The organism is Thermomonas sp., from assembly GCF_035369645.1.
Lineage (GTDB): Bacteria > Pseudomonadota > Gammaproteobacteria > Xanthomonadales > Xanthomonadaceae > Thermomonas.
The window spans coordinates 27,090-43,124 of sequence record NZ_DAOOUM010000005.1 but is presented as its reverse complement, the minus strand read 5'-3'; the positions used below and the strand labels follow the sequence as shown (position 1 = coordinate 43,124).

Annotated in this window: 14 protein-coding genes, 1 tRNA gene, 1 other RNA gene and 1 riboswitch; of the genes, 14 read left to right on the top strand and 2 right to left on the bottom strand. The window is 61.4% G+C overall.

Annotated elements, in window-relative coordinates; genetic code table 11:
• Positions 1 to 127: 127 nt before the first annotated feature.
• The 11 genes from PK789_RS01860 to ffs all read left to right on the top strand — a co-directional run bounded on the left by PK789_RS01860 (position 128) and on the right by ffs (position 12,689).
• On the top strand, positions 128 to 2,206 hold the full coding sequence (locus PK789_RS01860) for a M13 family metallopeptidase (RefSeq protein WP_324306660.1): 2,079 nt from the start codon (positions 128 to 130) through the stop codon (positions 2,204 to 2,206).
• 111 nt (positions 2,207 to 2,317) lie between these two features.
• Positions 2,318 to 3,760, top strand: coding sequence for a pyridoxal phosphate-dependent decarboxylase family protein (locus PK789_RS01855; RefSeq protein ID WP_324306626.1), 1,443 nt, complete (start codon positions 2,318 to 2,320; stop codon positions 3,758 to 3,760).
• A gap of 7 nt (positions 3,761 to 3,767) precedes the next feature.
• Complete coding sequence (locus PK789_RS01850) at positions 3,768 to 4,901, top strand: phosphotransferase enzyme family protein (protein WP_324306625.1); 1,134 nt, start codon at positions 3,768 to 3,770, stop codon at positions 4,899 to 4,901.
• Between the two features lie 44 nt (positions 4,902 to 4,945).
• Positions 4,946 to 5,041, top strand: a riboswitch (TPP riboswitch).
• Positions 5,042 to 5,147: 106 nt separating this feature from the next.
• Positions 5,148 to 7,316 (top strand): TonB-dependent siderophore receptor, encoded by a 2,169-nt coding sequence (locus PK789_RS01845; RefSeq protein WP_324306624.1) that lies wholly within the window; start codon positions 5,148 to 5,150, stop codon positions 7,314 to 7,316.
• Positions 7,316 to 7,885, top strand: coding sequence for a nicotinamide riboside transporter PnuC (pnuC, locus tag PK789_RS01840; protein WP_324306623.1), 570 nt, complete (start codon positions 7,316 to 7,318; stop codon positions 7,883 to 7,885). The genes PK789_RS01845 and pnuC overlap by 1 nt, the downstream gene beginning before the upstream one ends.
• On the top strand, positions 7,885 to 8,154 hold the full coding sequence (locus tag PK789_RS01835) for a hypothetical protein (protein WP_324306622.1): 270 nt from the start codon (positions 7,885 to 7,887) through the stop codon (positions 8,152 to 8,154). The genes pnuC and PK789_RS01835 overlap by 1 nt, the downstream gene beginning before the upstream one ends.
• Before the next feature lie 52 nt (positions 8,155 to 8,206).
• The gene (locus PK789_RS01830) at positions 8,207 to 8,677 is read left to right on the top strand and encodes a hypothetical protein (RefSeq protein ID WP_324306621.1); all 471 of its coding nucleotides are present in this window, start codon (positions 8,207 to 8,209) and stop codon (positions 8,675 to 8,677) included.
• A gap of 97 nt (positions 8,678 to 8,774) precedes the next feature.
• Positions 8,775 to 10,565: an acyl-CoA dehydrogenase C-terminal domain-containing protein gene (locus PK789_RS01825; protein WP_324306620.1), complete on the top strand. Its 1,791-nt coding sequence runs from the start codon at positions 8,775 to 8,777 to the stop codon at positions 10,563 to 10,565.
• A 96-nt stretch (positions 10,566 to 10,661) separates the two neighbouring features.
• Positions 10,662 to 11,336, top strand: coding sequence for an HNH endonuclease (locus PK789_RS01820; RefSeq protein WP_503011866.1), 675 nt, complete (start codon positions 10,662 to 10,664; stop codon positions 11,334 to 11,336).
• Positions 11,337 to 11,424: 88 nt separating this feature from the next.
• Entirely contained in the window at positions 11,425 to 12,453 is a 1,029-nt protein-coding gene (locus tag PK789_RS01815; protein ID WP_324306619.1) for a hypothetical protein, read from the top strand.
• A gap of 139 nt (positions 12,454 to 12,592) precedes the next feature.
• Positions 12,593 to 12,689: signal recognition particle sRNA small type (ffs, locus tag PK789_RS01810), an RNA gene on the top strand.
• 38 nt (positions 12,690 to 12,727) lie between these two features.
• Here the strand turns inward: ffs and PK789_RS01805 are convergent.
• A complete protein-coding gene (locus PK789_RS01805; RefSeq protein ID WP_324306618.1) occupies positions 12,728 to 13,471 on the bottom strand; it encodes a 3-deoxy-D-manno-octulosonic acid kinase in 744 nt (247 codons plus the stop codon).
• 29 nt (positions 13,472 to 13,500) lie between these two features.
• Between PK789_RS01805 and PK789_RS01800 the strand changes: the two genes are divergently transcribed.
• On the top strand, positions 13,501 to 14,544 hold the full coding sequence (locus PK789_RS01800) for a glycosyltransferase family 9 protein (protein WP_324306659.1): 1,044 nt from the start codon (positions 13,501 to 13,503) through the stop codon (positions 14,542 to 14,544).
• Here the strand turns inward: PK789_RS01800 and PK789_RS01795 are convergent, their stop codons facing one another.
• The gene (locus tag PK789_RS01795) at positions 14,545 to 14,952 is read right to left on the bottom strand and encodes a hypothetical protein (RefSeq protein ID WP_324306617.1); all 408 of its coding nucleotides are present in this window, start codon (positions 14,950 to 14,952) and stop codon (positions 14,545 to 14,547) included.
• An 84-nt stretch (positions 14,953 to 15,036) separates the two neighbouring features.
• On the opposite strand from PK789_RS01795, the gene PK789_RS01790 reads away from it, so the two are divergent.
• A tRNA-Ser gene (locus PK789_RS01790) sits at positions 15,037 to 15,127 on the top strand.
• A 199-nt stretch (positions 15,128 to 15,326) separates the two neighbouring features.
• Positions 15,327 to 16,031 (top strand): PP2C family protein-serine/threonine phosphatase, encoded by a 705-nt coding sequence (locus PK789_RS01785; protein WP_324306616.1) that lies wholly within the window; start codon positions 15,327 to 15,329, stop codon positions 16,029 to 16,031.
• The last annotated feature ends 4 nt before the right edge of the window (positions 16,032 to 16,035 follow it).

Genomic DNA, 16,035 nt, shown 5'->3' with positions numbered 1-16,035 from the left:
CGATGGCGGCGTATGACCTCCGGCACCCGCCGCCATCTTGCGCAAGCATTACAGTCGCAAGGCTGCGGCCGTGCGCCGCATTTTTCATTCCCATTTGGAGCCATCACCGGTGAACGCGCCCAAGAGTTTGTTGCTGTCGTTGTCCATTGCCGCCGCCCTATCTGCTTGCCAGAAGCCCGCTGAAAAACCCGCTGCCGACACCAGCGCCAAGCCCAACGCCGCGCCTGCATACACGCTGGATGAAGCCAAGCTGCCGCCGGTCAACCGCTTTCAGTTGAGCGACTTGGATACCAGCAAAAACGCCTGTACGGATTTTTCCGGCTACGTCAACGGCAAGTGGCTGAGCGCCAATACCATCCCCGGCGATCGCAGCAGTTGGGGCGCATTCGAAATGCTGGATGAGCGCTCGCAAGGCGTGCAACGGCAACTGGCCGAACAAGCTGCGGCCAAAACCAACGCCAGCGGCGTGGACAAATTGATTGGCGATTTCTGGGCCAGCGGCATGGATGCGGCCAAGATCAATGCACAGGGCCTGACCCCGCTGAAACCGCAACTGGATGCCATTGCCGGCTTGGATAGCCAGGCCAAGATCGCCGACTACCTGCGCAGCAGCGCGGCCAAGGGTGAAAACATCCTGTTCGGGTTTGGCCCCGAAGCCGACTTCAAAGATTCGACCATGAATATCGCCTATGCCATGCAGGGCGGTTTGGGGCTGCCCGATCGCGGCTACTACTTCGATAAGGACAAAGCCGACAAACTGGCTGCCTATCAAGCATATGTCGCGAAGATGCTTGCGCTATCCGGCGTACCCGCGGCCGATGCGACTAATCAAGCCAAGGACGTGATTGCGTTTGAAACACGCTTGGCCAAAGTCTCCAAATCCAACGAAGATATGTCGCGCGATGTTGCGCTGTCCTACAACCCCATCAGCCCCGCCGATGCCGACAAACTGACCCCCAATTTCCCGTGGACCAAGTTCTTCGAATCGCAAGGCGTGGCCACCCCGAAGATGTTCTCGCTGGCCATTCCTGCGTTCCATGAAGAGGTCAGCAAGATGCTGGCCGATGTCCCCGCCGCGCAGTGGCAAAGCTATCTGCGCTTTCACACCATCGACAGTGCCGCACCTTATTTGTCGGATGCGTTTGCCAACGAGCAATTCAATTTTTACGGCAAAACCATGCGTGGGCAGAAAGAGATCAAAGAACGCGGCAAGCGCGTGCTGGGCACCATCGAAGGTGAAGCCGGTGAAGCGATGGGCCAACTCTATGTCAACGTGGCCTTCCCTGCAGAGTCCAAAGTGCGGATGCAGCAACTGGTCAAGAATCTGAGCGAGTCGCTGAAATCACGCATCGAACACTTGGCGTGGATGAGCGATGCGACCAAGAAAAAGGCACTGGAAAAATGGGCCAGCTTCACCCCCAAGATTGGTTACCCGGACAAGTGGCGTAGCTGGGAAGGCTTGACCACCAGCCGCGATAGCTACATCGGCAATGTGCTGGCGGCCAATGCCTTCAACTACAAATGGGCGCTGGGCAAAATCGGCAAGCCGGTGGACAAGACCGAGTGGGGCATGAGCCCGCAAACCGTCAATGCCTACTACAACCCGATGCAAAACGAGATTGTGTTCCCGGCCGCGATCTTGCAGCCGCCGTTCTTTGACCCCAAGGCCGACGACGCCACCAACTACGGGGGTATCGGCGCGGTGATTGGCCACGAGATGACCCACGGCTACGACGACCAAGGCAGCCGTTTCGGGCCCACCGGTAATTTTGAAAACTGGTGGACCCCCGCAGATGCCAAGGATTTTGGCAGCCGTACCGACAAGCTGATCGCACAGTTCAACAGCTATCTGGCCGGCCCGGATTTGCACGTCAACGGCAAGCTGACCTTGGGTGAAAACATCGCCGATCTTGGCGGTATTGCAACGGCGTATGACGCCATGCTGAAGGCGACCGCTGGCAAGCCTGATCCCAAAACCGACGGCCTGACCCGCGACCAACGCTTCTTCCTCAACTGGGGCACGGTGTGGCGTCGTAACTTCACCCCGGAAGAACTGAAAGTGCGCCTGACCACCGACCCACACGCCCCGGCCAACTTCCGCGCGATTGGCGCACCGTCCAACATGCCCGCTTTCGCCACCGCGTTCAGCTGCAAAGCAGGCGATGCGATGGTGCGTGATAGTGCCAAGCAAGTGGTGATCTGGTAATCGCAGCGGCCTAGCAGGACTGTATTTGCAAGCAAGGCCCGGCACGCCCGGGCCTTGTGTTTTTCGGGTCTATCCTTAGCACATCAAGCAAAACCACGGGTCCACACCATCATGCATTCGAACGATGCCGACCTCGCCAACCTTGAGCTATCCCCCGCACACATGCAGGCGATGGGTGAAGACGTGCTGGCACGGCTGGTGCAGCATTTGGCCGAGCTAGGCGATGCGCCCAGTTGCGGGGATTACGCTGGCATCGAAGACCTCTGCCGCAGCTTGCGTGAAGATGCACCCGAGCACGGCAGCGCATTGCCCAACTTGCTCGACCCGCTGTTCAACGATTGGATCCCGCGCTCGTTTGGCACCCCCGGCCCCGGCTACATGGCCTACATTCCCGGTGGCGGCGTGTTTCCGGCGGCGCTGGCCAGTTTTATCGCCGATGCCGCCAACCGCTACACCGGTATCTGGCAAGCGGCACCGGCCTTGGTGCAGTTGGAAGCCAATGCGTTGCACTGGCTGCGGCAATGGATGCAATTTCCTGACAGCGCGCGTGGGTTGTTCACCACCGGTGGCTCGATGGCGATGTTCAACGCAATCGCCTGCGCGCGGGAAACATTATTGGGTACCCATATCCGCAACGGCACCTTGTACGTGTCCTCGCAATCGCACCATTGCATCGTCAAAGCCGCAAAACTTGCCGGCATTGCGCATGATCGCGTGCGCACGATCGCGGTGGATGCCCACTACCGCATGCGGGTGGACATGTTAGACGCCGCGATTGCGGACGATCGCGCCGCCGGCCTAACCCCGTTCATGGTGTTTTCCACCGCCGGCACCACCAATACCGGTGCCGTGGATCCGCTGGATGCCATTGCCGATGTGGCCGCACGTGAAGGCCTGTGGCACCACGTCGATGGCGCGTATGGCGGTTGCTTCCACATGGTGCCCGCGCTGCGCCCGCTGCTGGAAGGTTTGCCGCGTGCAGACTCGCTGACGTTAGACCCGCACAAGGGCTTGTTCTTGCCGTATGGCACCGGCGCACTGTTGGTGCGCAATGGTGAAGCACTGCGCGCCCTGCATGCGTCCAGCGCCGGCTACCTGCCCGACAATCAGGGCGAGTTTTACGACCCGGCGCAATACGGCCCCGAACTCTCACGCGGTTATCCCGGCCTGCGCGTGTGGCTCGCGTTGAAGTTTTTTGGCGAAGCCCGTTACCGCGCCGCCCTCACCGAAAAGCGCGACTTGGCCGTTTGGGCCGCCGAACAACTGGCGCAGACACCTGGCTTTGTGCTGGATGCCGCACCGCAACTGTCGCTGCTGGCCTTCCATTTGCAAAGCCCGGCACTGGCCACGCTGGACGCACAAAACGCGGCTACCCGCGCACTGATGGCGCGGGTCACCGCGCGTGGGCAAGTGATGCTGACCGGCGCGCAAGTGGGCGAGCGGTTCTTGGGCCGCATCTGCGTCCTCAGCTTCCGCACCCGCCGTGCACATGTGGAGACCTGCGTGCAGCAACTGCGCGAAGAAGCCGCCCTGCTGCTGTCCGCCACCACCTGATGCGCGCGTGAGCACCCGCACCCATCGCAGTCACGGGTGGCACGGCGACGCCGTGGTGCCAGATTGGCCCGCGTTGGATGTGGCCGAAGTACAGGCCGTGCTGGACAGATTCCCGCAACTGCAAGGCCCGGTTGCCTTGCGCTGGCACAGCCCGCGCCCGTTTTCAGCCGCAGCGCGCGTGCAAACGCACATCGGCGAGGTATTTGTGAAGCGGCATCACCACCGCCTGCGCACAGCCGCCGCTCTGTGCGAAGAACACGCTTTCATCGCCCATTTGCGCCAACATGCACTGCCGGTGCCGCAGGTGTTTGCCGATGCTGCAGGTCACACCGCAATCGTGCGCGGCGATTGGACGTACGAGGTGCATGCGTTGGCCGCCGGTGTGGATATGTACCGCGATTGCCCATCGTGGACACCCTTGCGTGATCTGGCGCATGCGCACAGTGCCGGCCGCATGTTGGCGCGCTTGCATCAAGCCGCCGCCGACTACAACGCACCGGCGCGCAGCATCCATATTCTTATTGCCAACGACACCCTCCTGCGCAGCGCAGATATGCTGGCCGGCATCCATGCCCAATGCCAACAGCGCCCCGCATTGGCGGACTTTTTACGCCAGCGCAATTGGCAGCACGAGGTCACCACACTAGTGCCGCGCCATCGCGCCTTGTACCCTCAATTGCTCACCCAGCCACGCCTGTGGACACATGGCGACTGGCATGCATCCAATCTGTGTTGGCAAACCCGTGCCAGCAACTCCGAGATCAGCACCATTCTCGACTTCGGCCTGTGCGCGCCCACATTTGCGCTATTCGACTTGGCCACCGCGATCGAGCGCAACGCGATTGCATGGCTTCGGCTGGAAGATGGCATGCACGCAATCTTCCCCGATACCGCCCGCGCACTGATCGCAGGCTATGCCGACGTGTTGCCGTTATCGCTCGCACAACGTCACCTGTTGGCCGAGGTATTGCCGCTGGTGCATCTGGATTTTGCGCTGTCTGAAGTGGAGTACTTCCACGCCATCACCGGCCATGCCGCCGATGCAGAACTGGCTTGGCGCGGTTTTTTTCTAGGCCATGCCGCATGGTTTGACACTGCGCCGGGGCAGGCCATGCTGGCGGCGATTCGCGCTGCCCACTGAGCGCATTGCACTGGCCCATCGCCGCACACTGTGGTTCAATGCGCGCCATGAAGCGGGGGTGCCTGGCGTTGCTGGGCTGAGAGAGTCCCTTGGAACCTGATCCGGTTTGCACCGGCGTAGGGAGCTTGATTCGAGCCGTCTGGCGATGCTTTGTGCATGGCCGTGCACATGCCTACGGGCATGTGGGTGCCAATGGCATCACCCGCTCGCCGTCGCTTCGTCCCTTTCCCCAGACGATGCCCGACGATGACGCTTTCTCCCACCCCGCTGCTGCTTGCCCTGCTGCCCCTGTTGGCCACCGCTGCGCCGGCCGATACGCACACCACCACCGATGCCAGCACCAAGATCACCAAACTGGCCACGGTGCAGGTCATCGCCGATGCCAAAGACGCCCCGCGCGATACCGGCAGCAATGCATGGGGCAAGGCCGCACTGCACGATACCCCCGCCACCGTCAGCATCATTGACCGCGCGCAAATCGAGGATCACCGCATCCGTACTTTGTCCGAGCTGGCGCGCGAAGATGCCGCACTGGGCGACAATTACGCGCCGGTGGGCTACTACCAAAACATCGCCATCCGTGGTTATCCGCTGGATTTGGGTAGCGGTTACCGCAGCAATGGCTTGGCCACCACCGGCGAGCAAATCATCGCGCTGGAAGACAAGCAACAGGTGGAAGTCCTCAAGGGCTTGGCGGGATTGAATGCCGGCGTGATCGAGCCCGGTGGCGTGGTGAATTTCATCAGCAAACGCCCGGCCGAAGTGCGCACGCTGACCTTGGGCACCGATGCGCGTGGCTCGCGCTATGCCGCGTTGGATGTCGGCACGTGGTTGCGTCCCAATGTTGGCCTGCGCGCCAACCTAGCATGGGATAACGCGCATTCTTACGTGCAACATGCCGATGGGCGACGCGGCTTCATCGCGTTGGCCGCCGACTGGAAAATGTCCGATGCCACCACGCTGGAATGGGATAGCAATTACCAAAGCAGCGCGCAGCGTTCGGCATCGGGTTACATGCTCTTGGGTGGCAGCGTGCTGCCCAGCACGCCCGACCCAAAAAAATTACTCGGCTACCAACCGTGGCAACAGCCGGTGCGCATTCACGCCAGCAATGTCAGCGCGCGCTTGCAGCATGCCTTCAACGATGACTGGCGTTTGCACCTGAGCGCCGGCCGCAGCCGCAGCGTGATCGACGACAACGTGACCTTCGCCTACGGCTGCTACTACGCCGCGCAATGCGCCAGTGGCAATGTGCCCGGCAACTTCTTTGCGCCCAATGGCGATTACGACATTTACGATTACCGCAGCCCCGACGATACCCGCGTGTCCGATCAAGCCCGTGCGGTATTGGAGGGTCAACTGGGTGATGGCAGTGTGCGTCACGCGCTGAGTGTGGGCGTCAGTAGCTTCCACCGCAGCATTACGCGCCGCCCGTATGTGTACGACTACGTGGGCACCGGCAATATTGCTATGCCCACACCGCCCGTATTCGCGCCGTCGCCCAACCAACCCGGTAATCCGGTGCTGCGCTACGACGGCTGGCAGCGTTCGCTGTTTGCACTCGATCGCGTGCAACTGGGCGAACACTGGCAACTGCTCGCCGGTGCCAGTGCGGTGCGTCTGCACGAACGCGCATGGAAAAGCTCCGGGAAATTGGTGCGCACCACCCGCATCAATAAAACCCTGCCGCAACTGGCCCTGCTCTGGCAGCCCAGTGCCGCACTCACGACCTATTTCAGTGCCAGCGAAGGCATGTCACTGGGCAAGGAAGCCCCCTTTTGGACCAGCAACGACGGCGAATTTTTAACCCCACGCCTGTCGCGTCAGCTGGAAGCCGGGGTGAAATATCGCTGGCACGATGCACTGGATCTGGGCGCGTCATTGTTCCGCATCCGCCAGCCTTACCAATTTGCCCAACCCGACGCCAGCAGCGCCGGCTACACCTTCGTCCAACACGGCGATGAAGTGCACAGTGGACTGGAACTGTCGGCCAATGGCCGCATCACCGACACGCTACAAGCCAATGCCAGCGTGGCGCTGATTCGCGCCCGCGCGCAGGGCACCGGCACGCCGGCGTATGAAGGCCACCAAGTCGCCAACGTGCCAGCTCTGCGCAGCAGCGTGCATCTGGACTATCGCCTGTTGCCACACCTGTCGGTACTCGGCGGCTGGCGGCACGCATCGTCCAACCCCGCCACCCCCAGCGGGCAGGTGCGTGCCGCCGCGTATGACGTGTTCGATGCCGGCCTACGTTGGCGCAGTGAATGGCAGCAGCACACATTGACCACACAATTGGGCGTGGACAATCTGTTCAACCATGCCTACTGGCGCGACACCGGCAGCTCCGACGGCGATAGCTATCTGTTCCCCGGCGCGCCGCGTACCGTGTGGCTGACCGTGCAGGTTGCACTGTAATGCCAGTGCACGAGATCGTCGCCGCCTGCCTCAGCGCCAGCGCGGTGTGGCTGACCACGCGGCGCAGCCCGTGGTGCTACCCGGTGGGGCTGGCGTCGATCTCGGTGTACATCTGGGTGTTTATCGAAGCCCGGTTGTACTCGGACGTGCTGCTGCAATGCGCGTATGTGGCGATGCTGATCAGCGGCTGGCTACGCTGGCTGCGCCACCTGGACAGCACCGGCCACGTCCGCATCGCCGCACTCGCCCCGCGCACGGCGGGGCTGCATTTGCTGCTTGGCCTTGCCGGTGGATTTGCATTGGGTATCACCATGCACAGCTTTACCAACGCGGCATTGCCGTGGCTGGATGCCTTCCTGACCGCGTTCAGTCTGGTCGGTCAGTGGTGGCAAAACCGCCGCCATATCGCCGCATGGTGGATGTGGATCGCGGTGGATGTGGTCTATATCGGCATGTATCTGCACAAAGATCTGCACGTCACCGCGTTGCTCTATAGCGGTTTCGTACTGCTGGCCGTGAAAGGCTGGCGCGACTGGCAACGCGCGGCACACCAGCACGCACTGGCCTGATGCCAACCCGCGCCACTCGCCTGCGCACGCGCCCGGGTGTATGTTCGCCCGCATCACTCTCTCAACTTTCGATCAAGCCCGCCATGGACATCCACGACATCGCCCTCAATTTATTCGCGCAACTGGTGCACGCCAATGGCAGCCAGCCGCTCAGCCAAGACGCGCGCATCGCCATGGGCCGCGAGGCCTACCGCTTCGCCGAGGCCTACATCGCCGCAAAGGATCTGTATATCCGCGAATTGCCAGTTGCTAATGACCAAGGCTTCTGATGGCGGAGCTGCTCGACGGGTATGCTTGCCAGATTCCCCTCGGAGTTCGCGCATGAGTTTTCGGTTTGCCAGCATTGCAGTTCTCGCGCTGTTGTTCACCGCTTGCAGCAGTGGGCCGGTGCGGCGTATCTCTGAGCCTACCGCCAGCCTGCAACAAGTCACCGTGCGCGCCGATGGCGGTTGGGATGTGCAATTGCGCCTGCAAAATTACAGCAGCGTGGCGATGCGTTTTGACAAAACCGCCTTGGGCATCGTGTTTGATAACGGCAACGCCGCGCGGCTGGATTTGCAGCCAAGGCTGGAAGTTGGCCCCGAATCGGCCGATGTCGTCAACGCCACCATCAACCCGCTGCCAGCCGGGCGCGCGCGTATCGCCAGCGCATTGGCTGATGGCCGCGGCCTTAGCTACACCTTGAGCGGCACCGTCGATGCCGCGCCGCTGGACGGCAAACCAAAGACCTACGACATCAAGCGCGACAGCGCGTTGTCACCGGTGCCCGGGCTACCCGGCGCGCTACGCTGATTGTTCATCGCGTCTAGAGCTTTCGCTCAACATACGCAGTAGTACGCTGGAATTTCAGCGGGCCGATCGCCGGCCTGCATCTGCACGGACACACGTCATGAGCATCTACAAAGCCCCCCTCGACGACCTGCGCTTTGCCCTCTACGACGTGCTGGATGCAGAAGCGCATTGCGCCAAGCTTGGCTTTGCCGAGGTCAACCGCGAGCTGGCCGATGCGGTGCTGGACGAAGCCGCGCGCTTTGCCGAAACCGTGCTGGCCCCGCTCAACAAAATTGGCGACGAAATCGGTTGCAGCTTCGACAAAGCCAGCGGCGATGTCACCCCGCCGCCCGGCTTCAAGCACGCCTTCGACACCTTTGTGGAGGGCGGCTGGACCGGCCTGACCAATGCCCCCGAACACGGTGGCCAAGGCATGCCCGCGCTACTGGGCGGAGTGCTGACCGAACTGGTGGATGCCGCCAACTTGGCCTGGGGTAACTTCCCGATGCTCAGCCACGGCGCAGTCAAAGCGCTGGAAACCTATGGCGAAGCGTGGCAGCAAGACGTATTTCTGAAGCCGCTGGTGGCCGGCCAATGGACCGGCACTATGTGCCTGACCGAGTCGCATTGCGGCACCGACCTCGGCCTGCTCAAAACCCGCGCCGAGCCGCAGGCCGATGGCACCTATGCCGTCACCGGCACCAAGATCTTCATTACCGCCGGCGAGCACGACTTGGTGCCCAATATCGTCCATCTGGTGCTGGCCAAACTGCCGGATGCGCCGGCCGGAGCAAAAGGCATTTCGCTGTTTGTGGTGCCCAAGTTCAAGGTGGCCCGCGACGGCAGCGTGGGCACGCGCAATGCGGTGCGTTGTGGCGCGATCGAACACAAGATGGGCATTCATGGTTCCGCCACCTGCGTGATGAATTTCGATGGTGCCGAAGGCTATCTGCTGGGCGAGCCGCACAAGGGCTTGCAAGCGATGTTTGTGATGATGAACTCGGCCCGCCTGGGTGTGGGTGTGCAAGGCTTGGGCCTGTCCGAACGCGCCTATCAAAATGCACTGCGCTATGCCCGTGAACGCCTGCAATCGCGTTCACTCACCGGCCCGAAGTGCCCCGACAAGCCGGCCGACCCGCTGATCGTGCAGCCCGACGTGCGCCGCATGTTGCTGTCGCAAAAATCGCTGGTGGAAGGTGGCCGGCTGTTGTCGCTACACGCCTATTCACTGCTGGATGTGGCCGAACACGCCACCGACCCGGGTGAACGCGAACGTGCGCATACTCTGGTCAGCTTCCTCACCCCAATCTCCAAAGCCTGCTTGACCGAATGGAGCATTGAAAACACCTACAACGCCTTGCAGTGCTTTGGCGGCCACGGCTACATCAAAGAACACGGCATGGAGCAATACGCCCGCGATGCCCGCATCACCACGCTGTACGAAGGCACCACCGGCATCCAAGCCCTGGATTTGATCGGCCGCAAAACCGCCGCCACCCAAGGCGCTGGTTTGAAGCTATTTTTGGCCGATGTAGAAGCCTTCGCCAAACAACATGAAGGCGATGCTGCGCTGGCCGAATTCATTGCACCACTGCGCGACAAATGCATGGAATGGGGCAAGTTGACCATCGCCACCGTCACCCGCGCCGCCAGCAACCCGGACGAATTGGGTGCCGCCAGCACCGACTACCTGTTCTATTCCGGCTACGTGGTGCTGGCCTACTGGTGGGCGCGCAGCGTGGCCGCCGCCAATGCTTCCGGAAAATCTCAGGCGTTCAAGGATGCCAAACGCGACACCGCGCGTTTCTACTTCACCCGTATGCTGCCGCGCACACTGGCGCACAAAGCCGCGATTGAAGCCGGTGCTGCGTCATTGATGGCCTTGCCGGATGCAGGTTTCGGCGATTAAGGCCTTTGCCCCGGATGCGCCGTGCTGATCCGGGGCAACACTGACAATCGGACGTTTCACACGGCTGCCAAGAAAGGCGTATAAGCTGGTTTCCCGATGGAGACCGATAGAGCGCATACCCGCCCGGTGCATCTAGGCCGTGAATCCGCAGCACCTGTTGCGGACGGTCAACTACTCCCTAATCTTCTCTTTCCCGGTGGCGTGCGCTTGCTTGGCTTGGATGCGCATGGCCGCGCGCTGGATTGGCTCAGCTGGCAAGACGCAACCTGTTTGTATGCGCGCAATGCGGTGGCATGGACATTGGGCAGCCCTTGCCTTGCCGTGCATGGCGGGATCAATCGTGACAGCGGCCAGCGCAGCCAAGTCCTGTTACATCCCATCATCGCCGCGCGTGGCCATGTTCGCCCAAGTGCCATCACCCCTACCCCGGCGCTGACCAACCCGGCCTTGTTTGCCCGCGATCAGCAGCTCTGCTTGTATTGCGGCCGCAGCTATTCTCGTCATGCATTGACCCGCGACCATGTGCAACCGGTATCCAAAGGTGGCCGCGATGTGTGGGAAAACGTCGTCACCGCCTGCGTACACTGCAACTCGCGCAAGGGCAGCCGCACACCGCAGCAAGCCGGGATGCCGCTGCTGGCGATTCCCTATCGGCCCAGTTGGGTCGAACACCTGATCCTATCCAATCGCAACATCTTGGCAGATCAAATGGCCTTTCTAACAGCACAGCTGCCCAAGCACCCTCGCCGCACTCCGATGGGTGCCTTCTAGGCACACGCGCAACAAAACGTGACAACTTGCCATTGACGTAGAGCCTCGGTTTGTCAACACTCCCCCAGGGGAGTCACAGGAAAAGACGATGGCGCTGACGTTGGGTACGACCGGAATGGATCGCAAGACGGAGGCCGAAGTACAGGCGGCCTTCAAAGTAGCCAATGCCGAAACCGGGCATCACTGGACCTTGGTCGATGGCGACAGCGCCGACTACGTCCTGATCGACATGGACAGCCTATATGGGCCGATGAGCTGGCTGCGCCTGCACTCGCTAGGCCGCAAGGTAATCGGCTTGTCCTCGGCGGATCGCCAGCAAACCGACTATCGCCTGCCACACCCCATCAATGCCAATGACCTCGTCGTCCTACTGAGTGAAATCGCTGGCGACATCCCACTGCAACCAGTGCCGCTGGCAGAACCTGCAAGCACAGCACCAGCGGCAGCACCGGTCAGCGCTTCACCCGGGCCGACGATAGCCGCGCCGGTAGCCACGCCGGCTGCAGATCCGGTTCCGGAGCCGGCACCCATTTTCGCTCCAGAGCCAGAACCGGCCCCACCAGCACCGCCATTGGTGCGCACTCTGCATCATTGGCTGAATATCCATAGCTTGCCCAAGCGCGTCCGCCTGCAACGGGATGGCCATCCACCGCTGCTGATCGATGTTGGCAAAGCAATTTGGCACGGTTCTGCCACGCTCAAACCACTGATTGCCTGCTTTGAAGGGGAATTATCCGAGGCTGACTTCAGCCTGCCCGATAATGCTGCTTGGGATGCCGAAGCCGCCAAACTGGGGGCAGCGCAGCCGTTGCTGCGTTTGCAGTGGCTAGGTGGCCTGTTGTCGGGTGCGGCTATTGATGGCAAATACATCTTGAAAAAATGGCCGCAGACCGAGCGCGAATATCCCAAACATTTCCGCATCGCCACGGTGATGATGAAAGGGCCTGCCAGCGTCGAAGATGTGGCCACGGCCAGTGGTGTTTCGGTCGAGGAAGTCATCGCCTTCATCAATGCCAATTTGGCAACAGGCTATGCCGAACTGGCACATGACGCCTCCCCGCCACCTGCCACCCCGTCCAAACCCACCGGCTTGTTTGGACGCATGCGCGGGCATTGATCACACGGCATTGGGCGCAGTCGCAGCACAAAACTTCCAGAGCACGGGGATTTTGTTGCGCAAAGCATGTAAACTTGCGCCTCGTTTTTCAGCGACGTTTGGCTGGGCAGCACACCCAGTCAACATTTCTATGGTGGCCCCGTCGGCCCCTCGCGACGCTAGGTTGAAAATCCCGCCAGGGCCGGAAGGCAGCAACGGTATCGACTGATGCGGGCGCCGAGGTCAGCCGGCGGGGCCATCGCCTTATGCGGGCCGCCTTTTCAATATCCGCAATTCAATACCCGCGATCCCACGCCTGCTGATACGCCGCGCGCAACAACCCAAACTCCGCATCCACACGGGCAATGCTGTGCCGCCCTGCCAGCTTGCGCAACGAGCGCTGCAAGCGCAGTAGATTCGCCTCACGCCAAGCCGTTGCGGGAATCCGCAAGCGCGAGCGATCGAAGTCGATCATCCAGCCCTGTCCCGCCACATCAAACAAAATGTTGTGCGCATTGAGGTCGGCATGATCCAGCCCCGTGCGGTGAAAACGCGCCACCAACTCGCCGGCTGCCGCCCACGGCGCCTGCTCGTCAGCGGCCAGCGCACCCAACGAGTGCACATCGGGTAAGCGCTGCATCAAAATGGCAGCCCGATAATGCAAGCCTTCACGCCGATACCACGCCGCAAACGGCATCGGCACCGGTAATTTTTTGTTGCGCAAGACGCGTAATAGGCGAAATTCGGCAAAACTGCGCACATGCTGGATACCGCGCCACAAATGCGCATCGTGGCTAAGCTTGGCAACCAGACCACCGCGTAAATAGTGCCGCAAGAACGCATCACCTTCGCCAAAATCAATAAACCACGCGCCGCCACGCCCGCCCTCGCCCACCACTTGCGCCGCATCTCCCCAATACGCAGGGTCAAACCATTGCGGGTCGGGTTGCCGTACCTGGGTGCGGTCGAACAAAATCGCACCGTAGCCGGGCCCATCGCGGAACGGTAGTAAATGTTCGTTGGCGTCAAATCCTGTCATCCCTATGAGTGTAGCAATACGTGCAAACAATCGAAGCCCCACGTTCCCTATGCCTGCTGCGCCTATCGGCATTGGGCGATGTCACCCATGTGCTGCCGCTGCTGCACACCCTGCGCGAAGCCTGGCCTGACGCGACCATCAGCTGGGTGATCGGCAAGGCCGAGCAGCGCCTGCTCTACGGCCTGCAAGGCGTGCGCTTTGTTGAATATGACAAGCGTAGCGGTGTCCGTGGCATGCTCGCCCTGCGCCGGGAATTGGGTCAACACTTCGATGCCCTGCTGCAACTCCAGGTATCCGCACGCGCCAACCTGCTGTCCGCATTTATCCCGGCGCGCCGCCGCATCGGCTATGACACTGCCCGCAGCAAGGAGGGTCACGGCCTTGTGATTGGCGAGCGCATCGCCAGCCGTCCCGGCCAGCATGTATTGGATGCCATCGGCAGCTTTTGCGAACCCCTGGGCCTGCAGCGCCAGCGCGTGGTGTGGCAACTGCCGGTACCCAGTGAGGCGCATGCTTGGGCACATGCGCAATGGGACGACGACGGCCGCAACACACTGATGATCTCGCCCTGCTCAAGTCATGTGCTACGCAACTGGCGCGCGGAACGCTACGCGGCACTGGCCGACCACGCTATCACCCAAGGCTGGCGGGTGGTGCTGTGCGGTGGCCGCAGCGCATTGGAGCGCAGCACCGGCGACGCAATTCTGGCCGCGACGCAGGCCCGCCATGGCGTTCTGGACTTGATTGGCAAAGACACGTTGAAACAACTGCCAGCGCTGCTGGCCCGCGCCGACTTGTTGGTGACGCCAGACTCCGGCCCGATGCACATCGCCAATGCGATGGGCACCAAAGTGCTGGGCCTGCACGCCGCCACCAACCCCGACCGCAGCGGCCCGTATTCCGACCGCCGCTATTGCGTGAACCGCTATGACGAGGCCGCGCAGAAATATCACGGCAAGCCCGCGTCGGCACTCCGGTGGGGCACCAAGATCGAAGCCGACGGCGTGATGGATCTGGTCACCGTGGATGCGGCCATCGCTGCGTTTGAGCGCTACCGCAGCGATGCCGCCTGATCAGGCACCCTGCCCGTTCCCATAGTCTTGATACGATTTTTCTTCGACATAGGCCGACCCCAACGCAAGGTTGATGTCCTTTTTCACCCGTGCGCGCACGTCATTCTCGAAATAGACACTGCGTGCCAATTTGACGAATTCGGCATCAAACGCCTGCGCTTTTTCTTTTAAGCGGATATCGTCCTCGATCACCCACAAGCGCTCGTTGACGGCTTTCAGCGCCGCGCGCAAGGCGGTGATGTCCTGCGCCGAGGCCGGATGCGCCAGCCACGTGCTCTCCAATGCCTGTAATTCATTGCGCACATTGGCCAATTTGGCCGGGTCAGACATGCGTTCGGACTTGATTTGCAGGATGGCAAGCTTGTCCAGCAATTCGCCAAACGACACGGGAACAAGAATTTCAGACATCGGAACACCAAGCCAAAATGGGGCTGCCAGTGTAGCCGGCTTGCCGCCCGCCAGCAGGCCCGGTATCATCTACGGCCCACTTCCGGAGAGGTGGCAGAGCGGTTGAATGTACCTGACTCGAAATCAGGCGTAGGTTTATAGCCTACCGAGGGTTCGAATCCCTCCCTCTCCGCCAGTTATGAAAATACCCCCGCAAGGGGGTTTTTTCATGCTTATTCGTCTATCTATTTCGTGAACTGCATCCGCGTTGCCCCCACTTCCGGCAGGGGTCGCACGGTAAGCTGCCACGCATGATGCGTCGCTACCGCGCTTCCTCGTCCGGTTTCATCGCACCCTTGCGTTACTCCCATAAACCCCGGACGAATGCCGCCTGCATGATCGAATTCGGACACTTGACCCATGTCGGCCTGCGTCGTGAGCTGAACGAGGACACCTACTACGGCGATAGCGAGCTGGGCCTGTGGCTGGTGGCCGATGGCATGGGTGGCCACGAATACGGCGAAGTTGCGGCCGCCATGGCGCGCGAGATCATCGTCAATCAAGTCCGCGCCGGCAGTGATTTAAGTCACGCCATCAAGGTGGCCGATGAAGAAATCATCCGCTGCTCCAAACGCCGTGGCGACAGCCTGCCGATGGGCACCACGGTGGTGGCGGCACGTGTGTATGGCAATCGGTTTGAAGTGGCTTGGGTTGGTGATAGCCGGGTGTACCTGTGGCGCGATGGGGCGCTGACCCAGATTTCACACGACCACAGCTATGTGCAAGAACTTATCGCCCAAGGCGCGATCAGCGCCGCGCAAGCACGCAGTCACCCACACCGCAATGTGGTCACCCAAGCCTTGGGGGTGACCGCTCCCGAGCAATTGAATGTGGAAACCCTCAGCGGCGAGTTGCGCGCCGGCATGCAGCTATTGCTGTGCAGCGATGGCCTGACCGAAGAAGTGGACGACCGTCATATTGCGCGCGTACTGGCGCATAGCGAGTGCAGTGCGCAAGAATGCGTGGATGGCTTGGTGGCGGCGGCGTTGGACGGCGGCGGCTCCGACAATGTCACCGTGGTGCTGGTGCGCCGCCACTGAGGCC